The 18,341-nt window shown below is 60.3% G+C and carries 19 protein-coding genes, 1 tRNA gene and 1 pseudogene; 5 read left to right on the top strand and 16 right to left on the bottom strand.

The genetic code is table 11. The features are described from left to right. Positions 1-2 precede the first annotated feature (2 nt). On the bottom strand, positions 3-473 hold the full coding sequence (locus AC3EMP_RS20695; protein WP_352671872.1) for a hypothetical protein: 471 nt from the start codon (positions 471-473) through the stop codon (positions 3-5). Continuing rightward, positions 470-1,357: a hypothetical protein gene (locus AC3EMP_RS20690; RefSeq protein ID WP_352671870.1), complete on the bottom strand. Its 888-nt coding sequence runs from the start codon at positions 1,355-1,357 to the stop codon at positions 470-472. Before AC3EMP_RS20690 ends, AC3EMP_RS20695 begins: the two co-directional genes overlap by 4 nt. Positions 1,358-1,528: 171 nt before the next feature. On the opposite strand from AC3EMP_RS20690, the pseudogene AC3EMP_RS20685 reads away from it, so the two are divergent. Together AC3EMP_RS20685 and AC3EMP_RS20680 are read left to right on the top strand one after the other, a co-directional pair. After that, positions 1,529-2,215 (top strand): annotated as a pseudogene (locus AC3EMP_RS20685) (ATP-dependent DNA ligase). Positions 2,216-2,231: 16 nt separating this feature from the next. Continuing rightward, the gene (locus AC3EMP_RS20680; RefSeq protein ID WP_352504710.1) at positions 2,232-2,606 is read left to right on the top strand and encodes a hypothetical protein; all 375 of its coding nucleotides are present in this window, start codon (positions 2,232-2,234) and stop codon (positions 2,604-2,606) included. On the opposite strand, the gene AC3EMP_RS20675 is transcribed toward AC3EMP_RS20680, so the two are convergent. Further along, positions 2,603-2,755 carry a hypothetical protein gene (locus tag AC3EMP_RS20675; protein ID WP_352504711.1) on the bottom strand — a complete coding sequence of 51 codons (153 nt, stop codon included), beginning with the start codon at positions 2,753-2,755 and terminating at the stop codon, positions 2,603-2,605. The two genes, AC3EMP_RS20680 and AC3EMP_RS20675, sit on opposite strands and share 4 nt — an antisense overlap. 574 nt (positions 2,756-3,329) lie before the next feature. Continuing rightward, the gene (locus AC3EMP_RS20670) at positions 3,330-3,719 is read right to left on the bottom strand and encodes a hypothetical protein (RefSeq protein ID WP_352671866.1); all 390 of its coding nucleotides are present in this window, start codon (positions 3,717-3,719) and stop codon (positions 3,330-3,332) included. A 423-nt stretch (positions 3,720-4,142) separates the two neighbouring features. Between AC3EMP_RS20670 and AC3EMP_RS20665 the strand changes: the two genes are divergently transcribed. Further along, positions 4,143-4,301: a hypothetical protein gene (locus AC3EMP_RS20665; RefSeq protein ID WP_352504817.1), complete on the top strand. Its 159-nt coding sequence runs from the start codon at positions 4,143-4,145 to the stop codon at positions 4,299-4,301. Positions 4,302-4,404: 103 nt separating this feature from the next. Here the strand turns inward: AC3EMP_RS20665 and AC3EMP_RS20660 are convergent, their stop codons facing one another. After that, positions 4,405-4,938: a J domain-containing protein gene (locus AC3EMP_RS20660; RefSeq protein ID WP_352447244.1), complete on the bottom strand. Its 534-nt coding sequence runs from the start codon at positions 4,936-4,938 to the stop codon at positions 4,405-4,407. 721 nt (positions 4,939-5,659) lie between these two features. On the opposite strand from AC3EMP_RS20660, the gene AC3EMP_RS20655 reads away from it, so the two are divergent. Beyond that, positions 5,660-5,938, top strand: a complete 279-nt coding sequence (locus tag AC3EMP_RS20655; protein WP_352504381.1) for a hypothetical protein — start codon at positions 5,660-5,662, stop codon at positions 5,936-5,938. Positions 5,939-6,131: 193 nt separating this feature from the next. On the opposite strand, the gene AC3EMP_RS20650 is transcribed toward AC3EMP_RS20655, so the two are convergent. Beyond that, a complete protein-coding gene (locus AC3EMP_RS20650; RefSeq protein WP_352504380.1) occupies positions 6,132-6,788 on the bottom strand; it encodes an outer membrane protein in 657 nt (218 codons plus the stop codon). Between the two features lie 317 nt (positions 6,789-7,105). Beyond that, positions 7,106-7,181: transfer RNA gene (locus AC3EMP_RS20645), tRNA-Lys, on the bottom strand. Between the two features lie 322 nt (positions 7,182-7,503). Between AC3EMP_RS20645 and AC3EMP_RS20640 the strand changes: the two genes are divergently transcribed. Then, entirely contained in the window at positions 7,504-8,004 is a 501-nt protein-coding gene (locus AC3EMP_RS20640) for a BA14K family protein (RefSeq protein WP_352711950.1), read from the top strand. A 91-nt stretch (positions 8,005-8,095) separates the two neighbouring features. On the opposite strand, the gene glpK is transcribed toward AC3EMP_RS20640, so the two are convergent. The 9 genes from glpK to AC3EMP_RS20595 form a co-directional block, all read right to left on the bottom strand. Next, the gene (gene glpK / locus AC3EMP_RS20635) at positions 8,096-9,589 is read right to left on the bottom strand and encodes a glycerol kinase GlpK (RefSeq protein ID WP_023696520.1); all 1,494 of its coding nucleotides are present in this window, start codon (positions 9,587-9,589) and stop codon (positions 8,096-8,098) included. 89 nt (positions 9,590-9,678) lie between these two features. Beyond that, positions 9,679-11,406, bottom strand: a complete 1,728-nt coding sequence (locus AC3EMP_RS20630) for an ABC transporter substrate-binding protein (RefSeq protein ID WP_023670978.1) — start codon at positions 11,404-11,406, stop codon at positions 9,679-9,681. 77 nt (positions 11,407-11,483) lie between these two features. Further along, a complete protein-coding gene (locus AC3EMP_RS20625; protein ID WP_023670977.1) occupies positions 11,484-11,771 on the bottom strand; it encodes a DUF2160 domain-containing protein in 288 nt (95 codons plus the stop codon). Positions 11,772-11,838: 67 nt separating this feature from the next. Then, complete coding sequence (locus tag AC3EMP_RS20620; protein WP_023670976.1) at positions 11,839-12,753, bottom strand: carbohydrate ABC transporter permease; 915 nt, start codon at positions 12,751-12,753, stop codon at positions 11,839-11,841. Between the two features lies 1 nt (position 12,754). Beyond that, complete coding sequence (locus tag AC3EMP_RS20615; protein WP_023670975.1) at positions 12,755-13,621, bottom strand: carbohydrate ABC transporter permease; 867 nt, start codon at positions 13,619-13,621, stop codon at positions 12,755-12,757. Next, a complete protein-coding gene (locus AC3EMP_RS20610; protein WP_352462316.1) occupies positions 13,622-14,713 on the bottom strand; it encodes an ABC transporter ATP-binding protein in 1,092 nt (363 codons plus the stop codon). A 14-nt stretch (positions 14,714-14,727) separates the two neighbouring features. Continuing rightward, complete coding sequence (locus tag AC3EMP_RS20605) at positions 14,728-15,807, bottom strand: ABC transporter ATP-binding protein (RefSeq protein WP_023684650.1); 1,080 nt, start codon at positions 15,805-15,807, stop codon at positions 14,728-14,730. Between the two features lie 38 nt (positions 15,808-15,845). Continuing rightward, positions 15,846-17,366 (bottom strand): glycerol-3-phosphate dehydrogenase, encoded by a 1,521-nt coding sequence (gene glpD, locus AC3EMP_RS20600; protein WP_352596379.1) that lies wholly within the window; start codon positions 17,364-17,366, stop codon positions 15,846-15,848. A gap of 117 nt (positions 17,367-17,483) precedes the next feature. After that, the gene (locus AC3EMP_RS20595) at positions 17,484-18,251 is read right to left on the bottom strand and encodes a DeoR/GlpR family DNA-binding transcription regulator (RefSeq protein WP_023706202.1); all 768 of its coding nucleotides are present in this window, start codon (positions 18,249-18,251) and stop codon (positions 17,484-17,486) included. Positions 18,252-18,341 lie beyond the last annotated feature (90 nt).

Below are 18,341 nucleotides of genomic sequence, written 5' to 3'. Positions count from 1 at the left end.
AGCTAAGACTTGGAAGCGTTTTTGAGCAGCGAAGACAGAATTATGGATATCCGTACAAAAAGCAGGATGGAGCCAACGGCGCATGCCACAAATAGGGTAGCAAACCACTCAGGGACGCCCCCCGCTTGCAACGGTGGCGTGGGCGCTTGCAACGTGAAGAACCCTAGAAATGACACAACTAGGAAACACAGGGCACCCCAAAGCGCCTCATGCAGATAGTTGAATAACATCCCGGCATACCCAGTGGCAGCAAGCTTTTTGAACACAGGGGTGCCCGTAAGCCCGAGCACAATGGTCTCAGCGGTGATGATGAATCCGACCAAAACGGATGCGACGGTCCCCGCCGCCGCCAACATTGGCAGTGGGTCAGAAGGGAAAGTGCTGTCCCCTCCGACATAGAGCCAGATAGCTACAACTGCCACCGCCCCAACGTACGGCCAGGACCGCTCGAAATGGATGGGTTTCAGCTTCAAACCGGCAACATCCCGGCTTCCCGCCAACTCTCTAGTGCTCTGCGCAGTGCGTTCCATCTGTCATTTCTATCATATCTCATTCCGTTGCCCAACTGGATCCGCACGTCAGTTGATAGCCTCTCCGAGATCAAATCGACCTCCTCCTGACGAGAATCGTCGTCCACCTTTCCGACGATGATGGCGGATCTCACTGCATTTCCTAAGCGGACGATGTCGTCAGCAATACCCCAAACTCCCTCTGCCGCGAGCTGACCACCCCGTGCGGCGGTTGACTGCAGTTTGATCGACATCGTCTCGACGCCATCGGGCAAAGGCGCGTTCAAAACGCTGCTCAAGCTGCGGCCTTCCTCCAGGTCAACGGCCAAAGCGCCCGGGAGGCTGATCTCAACTTCCACGGATCGGAATATTCCAAACCGCCGCAAACGGGCGTAGGCCTCAGGCCTAAGGACGGACCCAACGCCGAAGCCGAACGCGTCCGCGCTTAAGGGCTGTGCGCCACCAGGCATCCCAGCCGCCTTGTCTGCGGAGAACAGATAATCGCGCACGCTCCCCAGGCGGGGGCCTGCATGATTGTATTGAAGGGCCATGTAGCCCGTTGCCGCATCCACGACGAAAGCAGTATCTTCTGCGAACGAGTGTCCTTCCTCCATCGCAATTGCCGTTACCGGCACCGCCGGAGCCATTTTTCCCGGTCCATGGCCTAGCCGTGGAGCCGCAAAGTCAGCCATAATAAATCCATCTAGCTTTTCTAAGCTTTCAAGCCGCATCGTCGGTGCCTTGCCAGCAAACGAACGGTTGTGGATAGGACGCGCCCAAAGCCAATCCAAAAGAGCTTCTAGGGATCTAGGCCCGCGCTGAGCGACCCTGTAGGCGTGTACTCTCATTTTACTTCTCCCCACGACGCAAAGAAAGAACTGTGAGCCGAACAGAGTCAAGCACGCCGAATGCAAGTGGTAGGTTACTCCACCGAAACTAGTGGCTAGTCCACAATCGTTTTTTATTCCAGGAACCATTTCAGCACATGCTAATTGGTTCGCCGGGTGGCAGGTGTGTTCATGCGTTTGAAGTTCATCGAGCCTTTGATGCCGACCCTTGTGGACAAGCCTCCCGAGGGCGATGGATGGACTCACGAGGTGAAGTTTGACGCTACCGTTCCCAGTTAATTATCGACGAGGACGGGACGCGGATCTACACCCGTCGCGGGCTCGACTGGACAACCAAATACCGCGACATTGTGGCCGCAAGCGCAGAGCTCGGAGCCGAGAGCGCAATCATAGACGGTGAGATCATCGTCCTGAACGAAGCCGGCCTTTCCGACTTCGCCGCGCTGCGCAAGGCAATCACACGCCGGCAGCACGACCTCTATTTCGTCGCCTTCGATCTCCTCCACCTCAACGGCCACGATCTCCGGGACATGGCCCTGCAGGAACGGCGTGAAATCCTCGAGAGCATGATCCCCGCCAACATTCGCATCCAATTCAGCCAGGCGCTGCCCGGCGAGGCGAAAGCTATCCGATCGGAAGACCGGGCAGTATGTCGGCTCAGCGTTCATCAACTCCAGCCGGGCAATCCGGGAACGGCTATGGAAGCGCGTCCAGGAGCACGCTGGGCCGGCGCCGAAGGGAATGAAGCGACCGGCAACGCAATGGGTCAAACCGGGGCTGATTGGCCGCGTGAAGCACTTGCGCGGCGAGGAAGACCTTAGGCATGCCTCGCTGCAGGATTTCCGCGAGGAAGATTGAACGCTATATCGGAGCCATGCCAGCAGATCGCCTTACCGTCCGCTTCGCCTATCAAATCGGCTTTCAGGTCCTCGACGGAAGCGCAATTCTTCAGACGTTCGAGAAGCAGGATGAGGCGTTCAAGTTCGTGCTCGGCCGAGGTGCTCGCGTTTGGCTGGCATGGTCGCGGACCGTCATAGGAGGGCAGACGGCGCCCTTCGATTTCGCCGCAGCGTTCCAGCAGGAAAAGGTCGGCCGCATCATGAAGACGATGCACGGTCCAGCCGCAGGCACTTGGTTCTGGACCTGCCATGACGGCGGCGCGCGCGGAACAGTCCAAACGAAGAATGAGGCTGTTGCTGGAGTCGAGCGGGCATTCACGCGGCGCATCGCCGGGGCAGATCTACGCTAACCAGCCAGCGCCATTCTGAAGCCAACACCTAAGCCAATAGCGAGGAACAGCTTGCTGGCCATGTCGAGGGCAAAGGCGCGGACAGGGCGCCACACGTCCTGGCGGGGCTCCCTGAGGGCGCTGGCGATATCATCGAAGATCGCTTCCATCCCGAGATTCTAGATCCAAATCGCGAATATGTGAATCCCCGGTGGTTTCTTGCCCCGATTTTGGAACCGTCGTTTCCCTGAGATGTTTCGTCACTGAAGGGACGTTTGCGGAAAACGGAGTTCACTATGAAACGGCTTCTCTGCGCTGCAGCCATTGCGGCATTATCAACTGGGTTCGCCTTTGCCCAATCGACCAGCACCACCACAGGCGGGTCCTCGACAACTACAGGCGGATCCTCAACAACTACGACGATGCCGAGCACTGACCAGGGAGCGACGACCGGAACGGATTCGACCACCACGAGCGGAACGAATTCGAACTCGGCCAAGGACTGCGCGCCAGGACAACAGACAGGTAGCGCCAAGCAGGCCGCGCCTGGCCAGCAGGACACAAGCGCCAGTTCCGCAGCCCCTGGGCAGGTAAAAAAGACTACGGAAGGTTGCTGAACGGCCGGCGGAACAATTTCTGGTGTCCTAAGTTGAGACACTGCGGTCGATGCCGAAAGGATGTAGCCGCAAATCGAGCCCGTCGTGCCAGGCCAGCGCGGCGGGTTTCTCGCAACAAAAACGGGCACTACTTCTTCGTGATCCAATCCAGCAAGCCGGCTTCGATCTGCTCACACCCGACATATTCGCGTACCAAGCATTCAGCGACAACGCGCCACTGACACTCGGGCACGTCTGCATCCCTGACTAGGTTTTGAAATGCGGAGCGGAGAACGTCGGCATCGAACCCCGATATGCGCATCGGCGCGAGATCGTCCTCGTCTTCGAGCACCTGGGCCATATCTTCGCGGTAGCGTTGGCGAAGGCGCTTGAGCAGTTCGCGCGACTCTAGGATGGCTTGCCGAGTGTGGTCCATGTGGCTGCGGAAAGCAGATGTTCCGGTCATCGACCGGCTCTGCAACTGAAAGCTGGTTTCCATCACCGCACGTGCGGTTTCTAAATGCTTTATTAGATCCATCGCGGCCTCCCTTCCGGCGAAGGGAGTTATTTACTCTCTTTTTAGCGAAGGAGGTTCGAAGGTACGGTTTCGTACAGGGGAGGCCCGGCCTAATCGGCCGACATTGAGCGTGGTCGGCGCTGTCGGGGGCAACGTTACAGTTGGGTGACGTGACGGTGCCGACCACACTGGAGAGTGGCATTAACCACACCCCGATCCTACCCGCAGAATGACAGCGCAGCAATTAAGCCTGATGGTCTAATCCGCGCTGCAACCATAACCCGATTTAAACTCGGTCCCTTCCCGAGTGCCCGTATGAGCTTGAGCTGTGAAGCACCTGCGCGGCTAGGAGGACCTCCGCCACGCCTCACTGCAGGCTTCCGCGAGGAGAACTAGCCCGGAGGCTTCTCCCGCGGCTGTGCCGGTCCTGTCCCGTCCCATTTGATGAACTGCGCCTTCTGGCCGGCGATGGTCAAAGACCCCGACGACCTTTCGGCTGGTGAAAAACCAATCAGCCTGGAGATCGTCGACGTCGATGGTGGGTTTGCCAACAACAGCCTTGTCGACAAAGCATTCCGCAACGAGGCACAGCTCTACCGCTAAAGTGTTAGGTCCAGAGCCCGGGCAGCGCGGCAATCGGGAACCGGAGGCACATGACGCGCGAGGCTCCCTTGAAGCCTTGCGGAATCTTGGGCAGATACCCTCTCTAGTCTCTACTCAGGAGCCGAATGGTGGTATCGCGACGCAGTTCGGAATCGGCGCGATCGACGCCTTCAACCGTGATCGCGATTGTCCCGTTCTCAATTCTTGCAATCCATCCCTTTGCCTTCATGTACCAGAGATGAAACTCCAGATGCTCTGGTGGACAGCCTAACAACCGTTCGATTTCGACGTCGCCAATGCCCGGATTGCCGACATCCTGGCGGCGCTTCACATAGAGCAGCGAAAGCAGTTTGGCCTGGACCAAAGCATCCTTCTCGACCCCTTTGGGGTCGCTTGCCTCCTCGACCAATTTAAGCCGCTCACCGGCATGCTCTCGATAGGAGATATCGTACTGGGCGCGCTTAACGGGATCCCTCAAGACGTTGTGTGCTTCTACTATTTCGCTGAAGCGGGCTTCGTTACCAGTTTGCTGATTGTCGGGATGATAGCGCATCGCAAAGTAGCGGAATATTCGCTCAAGTGTCTCCGAGTTGGCGTTTGGGCTGATCTCCAAGAGTTCGTAGTAATCGACGAACAATGCGCTGCTCCCTCAAACATCGCTCGACGGCCGCGGGGGCCGACCGCCTACATGGCGATGCAGTGCCCTCACTCGTCGAGTTGATACGGACAATACATTGCGCCCGGGGTCAAGATGAGCGGGAGCTAATGGACGTCAGCCAAGGCGGCTCCCGCGCGGGGTGCAACGAAAATGGCCGGCGCCGCAGTGGGAGATTGCCTGATCAGCGCCGGCCGGACGGTAATCAGGTCCGCCGCAACACAAGCGATATCTGATTCTTGACGTTACGTCATGCGTCTGGCGGGGCTCTGTGTGGACGTTGGAGATACAGTCGAAGATCGCTTCCATGGTCCGATTCTAGATCGAACAGGATTCGATGGAAATCCCCTTGGAACATTGTAGCCTCGAAACACTTCGGGCGTTGCACTGCCCCATCAGTGCACCGTTCCCTTCTGTTGGAACTGGCCGGCTGCCGAAAGGTGGCCGGCTTTTTTGCGTTTTGGGGAACACAGCGGGTCTTTTGCCGTTTGGTGCCATGGAACAGCTTCGCAGCCAGATGCAGGTATTCGCCGATCCGGGCATGTGGGTCGCCTTGGCGGCAGTGCTGATCCCCTATGCGATCGGTGTCGCACTGCTTCTGAGGGTGGCCGGTTGACCCCTTGGTCTCGGAGCGCCTGAACAGACCCGCGCGTCTGGCCGCCAGTCGATCGAGAAGCGGCTCAACGATCTCCTGGACCGGGCGATGTCGCTGGTGACGGCATTGGATTTGATGGAAGCCGACTTCTGCGACGACGAGGAAACCGCAGACGACGAGCCGTCGCTTGGCTGGGCGCATAACGGCGGGCAGTCATTCCTGTCCGGAACCGCTCCCAACCTGCCGGCGGGCGACACATGCGATCTGGAGCTAGACAACGCCGACGACGAGGAAGGCGCGGACGCCGAGCCTTGTCCAGACACCTACGGCGAAACGGTGATGTGGGGCGATGATCTGAAATCGCAGGAAGTGCTGGCCGGTTCTTAAAATTGTCCGGAACAAAAGCCGCCTCTGCGGGTTTATGTCGTGCAGCGGCTTTCTCAGGAATATGGCCGCTCTATACAAGGTGCAGAACCCGCCGCCCTGGGCCCCCCTCACAGCGGCGGGTTTCTTGTGGCCAGAGAGTGCCTCCCGAAAAGCCCGCCGGCTCACGCTTCGCTGGCGGGCGATCTCTCTACTGCTAGAATTTCATCGCGACGCCGACGCGGAAGTCGTGCGTCTGAACCGTGTGTTCGAGTGTGCACCCGCCACCGCAATATTCTAGCGATTTCTTGCCAAAGAAGGAGAAATCATACTCTCCGCGCAAAAACACGTTATGGGTGAGTGCGACGTCTAAACCTGCTCCAACGATGCCGCCTACCAAGGTGGCATCGCGCTCCGCGTCGCCACCTGGATAGAACGTCTTCAACTTCGCCGCGGTTACACCCGCAGTGACGAACGGCATGTACGCGCCCATGTCCATGCCGACTCGACCCTTTACAGAGCCGAACAACCCGGTGGATGCGTCGAGGACGCCTGGTCCTGGAATGTCGTTGAAGGTGTTCTTTTTGAAGCGATACCCAAGCTCGCCTTCGAGGCCGTAGACAATCGTGCCGGACTGGAAGTTATAGCCCGCAAAGCCGCCGATTGTTGCCGAGCCTGGGCTGTGGGTAGCACCGGCACCAATGTTCGGCTCATGTATCTTGTAGTGTTCCAGCGTCCCCGCGCCGAAGATACCAGCGTAAGGTCCTTGCCAGGTCCATTCAGGGGTGTCCACAGGAGCAGTAATGGTGTCGGCGGCGATCGCCGGCCCGGTCACCGAAAGCGCGATAAGTGAAGCGAAAAGAAAGGCTTTCATCGGAATCCCCAGCACAATGTCAGGAACTTAGTGCCATAAACCTGCAACCTTGTATGTAGCTAGTAAGCCACACCTGTCGGCTAAGTTGCCGCCGTTGAGTCCGTCGACGTGAATTGAGGGGATCGCCGGCCAGTCGACTATTCGAACGTCCTCAATCACACCCATGATCGCCTCGTGATGTCGCATCAACCAAGGCGAGTGTCGCACTGTCACAGACGAAACAATGGCCAGTTTTCCGGACATAGTGCGGACATGGATTTCAGCGGACACAAAAGACCGCCCTCACCTACCACAATCGTTTGATTTACTTGGGTTATTGGTGAGCGCGTCGGGGTTCGAACCCGAGACCTACTGATTAAAAGTCAGTTGCTCTACCGGCTGAGCTACGCGCTCCCGCGGGCTCTAAAGGCCGCCCTCGAAATTGCGCGGAACATAGGGAGAGTGCCGCGACCGGTCAACCGGAAAAAGATGGCCGTTCCACCGGGGTTTTAGCCATCGCCCGACGCGCCGCAAATTGCGTCGTCACCAGTCCGGTGAGCCGCTCCCGCAACGTGGTCGCCGCGTCGATCTGTTGGCGCGCGAGACGCGCCTTTTCTCACGCGCCACATTCGAGAAACATTACAAATCAGCAACTTACTGTTTTGGTGGGAACCATCGCACGAGCGGGCCGTTTTCGTCTCACAAGGGACGTCAACCACCCTTCAAGGAGAAGATCATGAACAAGATCGCAACGGGTCTACTGGCGACCACCCTGTCAATTTCGTTTGCTGCGGCCGCCGCTATGCCGGCCAATGCCACCCAGATGTTCGTGCCCCAGTCATCAGCAACTTTGTCCGACATCGTGAATGTGGGCGATTCTCGTCATGACAACTGGCGGTGGATGCGCCATGGCAATCGCAATTCCGGCAATCGCGATTTCCGCGTAGGCCGCCAGTTCTCGCGCAACAATGATGGCGGCAGCTATTGGAATGGCCATCGCGGCTATCGCGAATATCACCGCGGCTATCGCCGTCACGGCGACTACTGGTTCCCGCTGGCTGCCTTCGCCACCGGCGCTTTGATCACCGGTGCGATCGTCAACAGCGAGAACAACCGCGTTTACGGCGGCGATGCGCATGTGCAGTGGTGCTACGACCGCTATCGCTCCTACCGCGCCTCGGACAACACATTCCAGCCCAACTACGGCCCTCGGCGGCAGTGTAATTCGCCCTATTGATGTGTTTAGCGCGAAGTTAGGGTAGGACGGAGCCTGCGCCGGCAACGGGCGCGGGCTTCGTCTTTTCGCGGACTTGGTCTTAAGTGCGAAATCAGGACGCGCTCAGCGTCCGGCGCACCGCATCGCGCCAGCCGGCCAGTTTTGCCGAACGCACCGTGGCATCCATGTCCGGCTTGAAGCGGCGCTCGAGCGCCCAACTCCTGGCAAAATCCTTCGCCTTCGGCAACACACCCGCCTTCGAGCCGGCAAGCCACGCTGCGCCCAGCGCCGTCGTCTCCAGAATGGTCGGGCGATCGACCGGGGCATCGAGGATATCGGCCAGCCGCTGCATGGTCCAGTCGGAGGCCACCATGCCGCCGTCGACGCGAAGCACGGTTTTGGCCGATGCCCCCTTCCAGTCCTTGCGCATGGCGTCGAGGAGATCGCGCGTCTGGTAGGCGACGGATTCAAGCGCCGCGCGGGCAAACTCCGCCGGGCCTGAGTTGCGCGTCAGCCCGAAGATCGCGCCACGCGCTTCGGCGTCCCAATGCGGCGCGCCGAGACCGACGAAAGCCGGCACCAGATAGACGTTCTGCGTGGGGTCGGCGGTTGCAGCCAAAACGCCGCTATGCTCGGCCTTGCCGATCACCTTGATGCCGTCGCGCAGCCATTGCACGGCGGCACCGGCGATGAAGATCGAGCCTTCCAAGGCATAGGTGGTCTTGCCGTTCAGCCGATAGGCGATGGTGGTCAACAGCCGGTTCTTCGAGCGCACCAGATCGGCGCCGGTGTTGAGCAGCGCAAAGCAGCCGGTGCCATAGGTCGATTTCATCATGCCTGGCTCGAAACAGGCCTGGCCGATGGTCGCTGCGTGCTGATCGCCGGCCACGCCAAGGATTTTGATTTCGGCGCCAAACAGGCTTTTTTCCGTCACGCCGTAGTCGTCGGCGCAATCCTTGACCTCAGGCAGCATCGCCACCGGGATGCGCAGGATGGAGAGCAGCTCGTCGTCCCAGACATTTTTCTCGATGTTATAGACCAGCGTGCGCGAGGCGTTGGTGGCATCCGTCGCATGCACCTTGCCGCCGGTCAGCCGCCAGATCAAAAAACTGTCGATAGTGCCGGCGAGCAGTTCGCCCTTTTCGGCGCGCTTTCTCGCACCGTTTACCTTGTCCAGCATCCAGGCGATCTTGGTGCCGGAGAAATAGGGATCGAGCAGCAGGCCGGTCTTTTTGGTGAACTTTTTCTCCAGGCCGTGTTTTTTCAGCTTCTGGCACAGCGGCGCGGTGCGGCGGTCCTGCCAGACGATGGCATTGTGGATCGGCTTGCCGGTCGCCTTGTCCCAGATGACGACGGTTTCGCGCTGGTTGGTGATGCCGATCGCCGCCACATCCGAGGCCTCGCGGCCGGCGGCCTTCAGCGCGCCTTTGACCGTCGCGACGACGCTTGCCCAGATCTCTTCCGGATCATGCTCCACCCAGCCGGAGGCAGGATAATGCTGCGTGAATTCCTGCTGCTTGCTGCCGGCGACCTTCATCGCGCCGTCGAACAGGATCGCCCTGGTCGATGTCGTACCCTGGTCGATTGCAAGGATGTATCCGGTCATTAGTCCTCCCGGTAGCTCGCCTATACAAACAGGGGAGACGGCAAGATGCCGCCTCCCCGTTCACTATGATCCTGGCGCGTACGCCAAGATTACTTCTGCCAGCTCTTCACCAGTTCGTCGTAGTTGATGGTGATCGGCTTTTCCTTCTCGTTCTCGATCTTCAGCTGAGGCGCGAGATTGCCGTTCTTGACCGCGTCGGCGTTCCAGTAGGCGAGGTCATGCTCTTCGGCCATCTTCGGGCCGATATCGCCCTGGACGCCCGACTTCTCGATGCGGGTCATGACTTTTTCCTGCTCGGCGCAGAGCGAGTCCATGGCTTCCTGCGCCGTCTTGGCGCCGGACGAGGCATCGCCGATCGCCTGCCACCAGAGCTGTGCCAGCTTCGGATAATCGGGCACGTTGGTGCCGGTCGGCGACCACTGAACGCGGGCCGGCGAGCGGTAGAACTCGATCAGACCACCGAGCTTCGGCGCACGTTCGGTGAAGCTCTTGTCGTGGATCGTGCTTTCGCGGATGAAGGTCAAGCCGACATGGCTCTTCTTCACGTCGACCGTCTTCGAGGTCACGAACTGCGCGTAGAGCCAGGCGGCCTTGGCCCGGTCAGTCGGCGTCGACTTCATCAGCGTCCAGGAACCCACGTCCTGATAGCCGAGCTTCATGCCGTCCTTCCAGTAGACGCCATGCGGCGACGGGGCCATGCGCCACTTCGGCGTACCGTCGTCGTTCAGCACCGCCTTGGCGCCGGCGTCGACCATCGAAGCGGTGAAGGCGGTGTACCAGAATATCTGCTGCGCGACCGCACCCTGTGCCGGCACCGGGCCGGATTCGGAGAAGGTCATGCCTTGGGCTTCGGCCGGAGCGTAGGCCTTCAGCCAGTCGAGGTATTTCTGGATCGAGTAGACGGCAGCCGGGCCGTTGGTGTCGCCGCCGCGCGCCGTGCAGGAGCCGACCGGCTGTGATTTCTCGTTGACCTTGATGCCCCATTCGTCGACCGGCAGGCCGTTCGGCAGGCCCTTGTCGCCGTTGCCGGCCATCGACAGCCAGGCATCGGTGAACCGCCAGCCGAGCGACGGGTCCTTCTTGCCGTAGTCCATGTGGCCATAGACCTTCTTGCCGTCGATCTCGCGGCCGGTGAAGAACTCGGCGATGTCCTCATAGGCCGACCAGTTGACGGGAACGCCGAGGTCGTAGCCGTATTTCGCCTTGAAGTCGGCCTTGTTCTTCTCGTCGTTGAACCAGTCGTAACGGAACCAGTAGAGGTTGGCGAACTGCTGGTCGGGCAGCTGATAGAGCTTCTTATCCGGCGCGGTGGTGAAGGAGGTGCCGATAAAATCCTTCAGGTCGAGGTTCGGATTGGTAACGTCCTTGCCCTCGCCCGCCATCCAGTCGGTCAGGTTGCGGACCTGCTGGTAGCGCCAGTGGGTGCCGATCAGGTCGGAATCGTTGACCCAGCCGTCATAGAGGTTCTGGCCGGTCTGCATCTGGGTCTGGATCTTCTCGACGACGTCGCCTTCCTGGATGACGTCATGCGTGATCTTGATGCCGGTGATGGCGGTAAAGGCCGGCGCCAGTACCTGCGATTCATACTGGTGGGTGGCGATGGTTTCGGACACGACCTTGATGTCCATGCCGGCGAAAGGCTTCGCGGCATCGATGAACCACTGCATTTCTGCTTCCTGGCCGGCGCGGTCGAGCGTCGACAGCGGGCCGATTTCCTTGTCCAGAAACGCCTTGGCCTCATCCATTCCGGCGTAGGCGTTGCCTACCCCGAGCAACAGGACAAGGGCAGTTGTTGATGTTAAAAATTGCCGTCGCATAGGTTTCCTCCACATTTAGGTTTCAAGTGCAATCTGGAGCGGCCGCCGGCACGCGGTCGATCCAACAGTTTCTCCCTCTATACGTAGCGGAACACGCCGACGGCGTAGACCACGGAGAGAGCGAGAGCCCACCACAGGTTGGATCCGACAAGACCCAGCCAAGCGAGATGGATAAAGGCGCTGCCAAGCAGCGACAGAAAAAGACGGTCGCCGCGCGTCGTCTCGAAGCGCAGGATGCCGACGCGCGGATTGCCGCCCGGCGAGGCAAATTCCCAAAACGCCATGCCGCACAGCAGCAGAAGAATGGTGCCGAAGAACGCCGCCGTCGGCCACGTCCACGCCATCCAGGTGAGGTCGAGATTCATGGTGACACCCTCCCCAGGGCAAAGCCCTTGGCGGTGGTGGTGAGGATGAACCCGTGCTTTTGTTTCATCACACCCTCCCCAGGGCGAAGCCCTTGGCGATGTAGTTGCGGACAAACCAGATGACGAGCGCGCCGGGGATCAGCGTCAGCACGCCGGCGGCGGCAAGCAGGCCCCAATCCATGCCGGCGGCCGAGACGGTGCGGGTCATGGTGGCGGCGATGGGCTTGGCGTCGGTGGTCGTCAGCGTGCGGGCGATCAACAGCTCCACCCATGAGAACATGAAGCAGAAGAAGCAGGCGACACCGATGCCGCTGGCGATCAGCGGCATGAAAATCCTGACGAAGAAGCGCGGGAAGGAGTAGCCGTCGATATAGGCTGTCTCGTCGATCTCCTTCGGCACGCCCGACATGAAGCCTTCTAGGATCCACACCGCCAGCGGCACGTTGAACAGGCAGTGCGCCAGAGCCACCGCGATGTGGGTGTCGATCAGGCCGAAGGCAGAATAGAGCTGGAAGAACGGCAGCGCGAACACTGCCGGCGGCGCCATGCGGTTGGTCAACAGCCAAAAGAACAGATGCTTGTCGCCGAGGAAGCGGTAGCGCGAAAAGGCGTAGGCCGCCGGCAGCGCCGCAGCCACGGAAATCACCATGTTCATGACAACATAGGTGATCGAGTTGATGTAGCCCGAATACCAGGACGCATCGGTAAAGATAGTAACGTAGTTGGCGATCGTAGGCTGATGCGGATAGAGCGTCAGCGAGGAGACGATCTCGGCATTGGTCTTGAAGCTCATGTTGATGAGCCAGTAGATCGGCAGCAGAAGCACGATGATGTAGATCGTCGGCACGATCCACCACCAGCGCGATTCCTCGCCGCGCTTGCGCATCAGCCGGGCGACCTGATCCTGCGAAAGCGTGCTCGCCAATTTTCCCGAAGCGGTGGTTTCGCTCACTCTGTCGGCTCTTTCGTTGGCGCCGCTCATCTCAGCGCTCCGCGTCGTAGTTGGTCATCACGGTGTAGAACACCCACGACAACAACAGGATGATCAGGAAGTAGACCAGCGACATGGCGGCCGCCGGACCGAGGTCGAACTGGCCGAGCGCGGTCTTGACGAGGTCGATCGACAGGAAGGTGGTCGAGTTGCCGGGGCCGCCGCCGGTGACGACGAAGGGCTCGGTGTAGATCATGAAGCTATCCATGAAGCGCAACAGCACGGCGATCAAAAGCACACGCTGCATCTTCGGCAGCTGGATGTAGCGGAACACCGCCCAGCGCGAGGCGCCGTCGATCTTGGCCGCCTGGTAGAAGGCATCCGGGATCGAAACCAGGCCGGCATAGCAGAGCAGCACGACAAGGCTGGTCCAGTGCCAGACGTCCATGATGATGATGGTGACCCAGGCGTCGAACGGATCCTGAACGTAATTGTAGTCGATGCCGAGCGCGTTGACGTAGTAGCCGAGCAGGCCGATGTCGTTGCGGCCGAAGACCTGCCAGATGGTCCCGACGACGTTCCACGGAATGAGCAGCGGCAACGACATAAGCACCAGGCAGACCGGCACGCCCCACCCCTTCTTCGGCATGTTGAGCGCGATGAATATGCCGAGCGGCACTTCGATGGCCAGGATGATGAAGGAGAAGATCAGGTTGCGCACCATCGCTTCCCAGAAGCGGCTGGACGACAGCAGTTCCTCGAACCACTGGGTGCCTGCCCAGAAGAAGACGTTGTTGCCGAAGGTGTCCTGCACCGAATAGTTGACGACCGTCATCAGCGGAATGACGGCCGAGAACGCCACCAGCACCAGCACCGGCAGCACCAGGAACCAGGCCTTGTTGTTCCAGGTCTTTTCCATCTATGCCCCCATCTCGACACGCCCCATCTCAACCAGCCAGGAATCGGCATAGATGTTGATGCCGGCCGGATCGAAGCGAACCTTTGGGTCGGCCGGCACGCTCTCGTCCTCGCCAATGACGGCGGCGATCTCGCGGCCTTCGAGGCTGGCGCGCACCACCTTGTGGCGGCCGAGATCCTCGACCTTGCTGATTTTAACCGCCATGCCCTCGCGGCCGAGCCTGACATATTCGGGGCGGATGCCGAGTTCGATGGCGCCGGAGCTCCCAGCGGCGGTCTTTGGCGCGCCGGGCAACTCGATGCGCTGGCTGCCAATGGTCGCAGTCTTGCCGTCGATCGCCACCGGCATGACGTTCATGCCGGGCGAGCCGATGAAGTAACCGACGAATGTGTGGCGCGGGCGCTCAAACAATTCAGCCGGCGTGCCGATCTGGACGATGCCGCCATCATACATGACGACGACCTGGTCGGCGAAGGTCAGCGCCTCGGTCTGGTCATGGGTGACATAGACCATGGTGTAGCCGAAGCGGCGGTGCAGTTGCTTCAACTGCGATCGCAGCACCCACTTCATGTGCGGATCGATAACCGTCAGCGGTTCGTCGAACAGGATGGCATTGACATCCGAGCGCACCAGGCCGCGGCCGAGCGAGATCTTCTGCTTCTGGTCGGCGGTCAGGCCCCTCGCCTTCTTCTTCGCCCACGACGCCAGGTCGATCATCTCCAGCGTCTCGCGCACCTTGCGGTCGACATCGGCCTCCGGCACGCCGCGGTTGCGCAGCGGGAAGGCCAGATTGTCGTACACCGTCATGGTGTCGTAGATGACCGGGAATTGGAACACCTGCGCAATATTGCGCTCCTGCGTCGACAGATTGGTGACGTCCTTGCCGTTGAACAGCAACTCACCGTGCGAGGGTTGCAGAAGTCCCGAAATGATGTTGAGCAGCGTGGTCTTGCCGCAACCCGAGGGCCCAAGCAGCGCATAGGCGCCGCCATCCTCGAAAGTGTGGTGCACTTCCCGCAGCGCAAAATCGGCATCCTTCTGCGGGTTGGGCAGGTAGGAGTGCCTGACATGGTTGACGTCGATGCGCGCCATCTCTTTCTTCCCCTTCAGGCCGCAAGCTTCGGCGCGGCGACGGCGCTGCCGTTGCTGTCGAAGACCATGATGTGGCGCGGATCGATAAACACCTCGATCTCGGCGTCGGGCTCGAAATCGCGGATGCCGTGGGTCAGCATGACCCAGCGCGCATCGGCGAAATCGAGATGGATGAAGCTTTCCGAGCCGGTGATCTCGGTGATCGTCACCTTGGCGCGCACCGGCACCGCGGCGGCGTTGGGCCGCTCGAGCGACAGATGATGCGGCTGGAAGCCGATCGTGTAGTTGGCGTCGGCAATGCCGGCGAGTTCGGCAGGTACCGGCAGCTTGACGCCGCCCTCGAGCAGGAAATCCGGGCCCTTCTTGGCCAGCACGATGGTGTTAAGCGGCGGATCGGCAAAGGTTTTCGCCGTCACCAGGTCGATCGGCTTGCGGAAGACGTCGATGGTAGGCCCGAATTGGGTGATCCGCCCCTCGGACAGCGTCGCCGTATTGCCGCCGAGCAGCAAGGCTTCATGCGGCTCGGTCGTGGCGTAGACGAAAATAGTGCCGGCGGCGGCAAATATCTTGGGCAGTTCGGCGCGCAGCTCCTCGCGCAATTTGTAGTCGAGATTGGCGAGCGGCTCGTCGAGCAGCACCAGGCTGGCATTCTTGACGATGGCGCGAGCCAGCGCCGTACGCTGCTGCTGGCCGCCGGACAGGCTGAGCGGCGTGCGGTCGAGATAGGGTGTGAGCTTCAAAAGCCCTGCCGCGTTGCGGACTTCCTTGTCGATCTTGGCCTGGTCGGTGCCGGCGACGCGCAATGGCGAGGCGATGTTCTCGTAGACGGTCATCGCGGGGTAGTTGATGAACTGCTGATAGACCATGGCGATCTTGCGCTGCTGCACCGGCATGCCGGTGACATTCTGGCCGTCGAACCAGACTGAACCGGTGGTCGGCACGTCGAGCCCGGCCATCAGCCGCATCAGACTGGTCTTGCCCGACAGTGTCGGCCCGAGCAAAACGTTGAGCGAGCCGTGCTGAAGCGTCAGCGACACGTCGCGGATATGCTCCACCGCGCCGACCATCTTCGTCACGTTTCTCAGTTCCAGCATGATGCCTCCTCCCAGGCTTTGTGCATCAATCGCCTTCCCTATTCCGCTGCCGCGACATGGCGCCGGCTTATGCCGCGCATGAATTCGTCAAGCGCCGAGGCCTGTTCGCGGCTGAGATGCAGACCGCGCTTGGTGCGACGCCACAATACATCTTCGGCGGTCAGCGCCCATTCGTTTTCGCTGAGGTAGCGTACCTCGGCCTCATAGAGATCGGCGCCGAAATTGCGGCCGAGATCGGCGTTCGACTTGGCGAGGCCGAGCAGCACTTGCGCGCGCGTGCCGTAAAGCCTGGTCAACCGACGCGCCAGGCGCTGGTCGAGGAAAGGATAGGCGCTCTTCAGCTTCGCCACCTGGGCGTCGAAACCGGTGGCCGGGAAATCGCCGCCTGGCAAGGGCGCGTTCGCCGTCCACGGCTTGCCGCGCTTGCCGAGAAAACCTTCGATCTTTTCCAGCATCGATTCCGACAGCCGGCGGTAGGTGGTGATCTTGCCGCCGAAAGCGTTGACGATCGGCGCCTTGCCCTCGCCGCCATCGGCTTTCAACACATAGTCGCGGGTCGCTTCCTGCGCCTTCGAAGCGCCGTCGTCGTAGAGCGGGCGCACGGCCGAATAGGTCCAGACGATGTCGGGGCGCGTCACGGCTTCAGCAAAATATTCGCTCGCCGCCGCGCAGAGATAGTCGATCTCGGTGTCGCTGATCTTCACGTCATGCGGATCGCCGGGATAGTCGCGATCGGTGGTGCCGATCAGCGTAAATTCTTCCTCGTAAGGGATGGCGAAGATGATGCGCCCGTCCTTGTTCTGGAAGAAGTAGGCGCGCGGATCATCGAATTTCTTTTTGATGACGATATGACTGCCCTGCACCAGGCGCACATTGTGCACGTCGTTCTGGCCCACGGTGGTCGACAGGACGTGGTCGACCCATGGACCGGCGGCATTGACCAGCAGCCGGGCCTTGACCTCGTCGGCATCTCCCGTCCGCACGTCTTCCACGCGGATCGCCCATAGATCGCCTTCGCGCCGCGCCCCGACGACTTTCGTGCGGGTGCGGATGGTGGCGCCGCGGTCGGCGGCGTCACGCGCGTTCAACACCACCAGCCGGGCATCGTTGACCCAGCCGTCCGAGTACTCGAAGGCCTTGTGAAACAGCGGCTTCAGCGGCTTGCCCGCCGGATCCTTGGACATGTCCAGTGTTCGGGTCGCCGGCAGCAATTTGCGGCCACCAATATGATCGTAGAGGAACAGGCCGAGCCGGATCAGCCAGGCCGGGCGCAGGCCCTTGGCATAGGGCAGCACGAAGCGCATCGGCCAGATGATGTGCGGCGCGTTCTTCCAAAGAACCTCGCGCTCCATCAGCGCCTCGCGCACCAGCCGGAACTCGTAGAATTCGAGGTAGCGCAGACCGCCGTGGATCAGCTTGGTCGAGCCGGAGGAGGTTCCGCTGGCAAGATCGTTCATCTCGGCCAGAAATACCGAAAAGCCCCGCCCAACGGCGTCGCGGGCGATGCCGCAGCCATTGATGCCGCCACCGATGACGAAGATGTCACGGACTGCGTCCACAAAGCCCTCCCGCGATTTCGCATTGCAGCATTTTTAGGTTTTTACGAAACCGTAGCGGGATTATTTCGAAATAAGAACGAATGTCAAACGAAATGTAACGGGACCGTGATCGATAGCTTAGCCGAGCGACGTTTCGATCAATTGAACCTCCGCTTCCTCGCAGATCTTGCGCACCGACGGGATGTCGCAACGGTCGGTGATGAAGGTGTTTACCTGCGAGAGATGGCCGATGCGAACCGGCGCGGTGCGTTCGAACTTGGTCTGGTCGGACACCAGGATGACATGCCTGGCATTGGCGATGATGGCTTGCGCCACTTTCACTTCGCGAAAGTCGAAATCGAGCAACGCGCCGTCATGGTCGATGGCCGAGGCGCCGATCACCGCATAGTCGACCTTGAACTGCCTGATGAAATCGACCGCGGCCTCGCCGACAACGCCGCCGTCGGAGCCGCGCACGACGCCGCCGGCGATTACCACCTCGATCGAAGGATAGATGCGCATCCTGTTGGCAACATTGATATTATTGGTGATGACCATCAGCCCGGCATGGTCGAGCAGCGCCTTGCTGACCGACTCGGTCGTGGTGCCGATGTTGATGAACAGGGAGGCGTTGTCGGGTATCAGCCTGGCCGCCGCGCGGCCGATGGCCTCCTTCTCGTCGGCGGCAATCTTGCGGCGCGCCTCATACTCCATGTTTTCGATGCCGGACGGGAACAGGGCCCCGCCATGGATGCGCGTCAGCAGCCGCTGATCGCAGAGATCGTTGAGGTCCTTGCGGATGGTCTGTGGCGTCACGTTGAAATGCGTGGCGAGGTCATCGACCAGCACACGGCCATGGTCCTTCGCCATCTGGATGATCTCGGCATGGCGCGGCGACAAATACACTGAGAACCTCCCGTTTTCGTTTTTCTTGTTTGTAGCTGAAAACGAAAGCAATGAAAAGGGAGACGCCGGCTAATGAAATATCGATGATTG

Source organism: Mesorhizobium sp. P160219, assembly GCF_057786095.1.
Note: the sequence above shows the minus strand (reverse complement) of the source record. Positions and strands in the feature narration are given on the sequence as shown.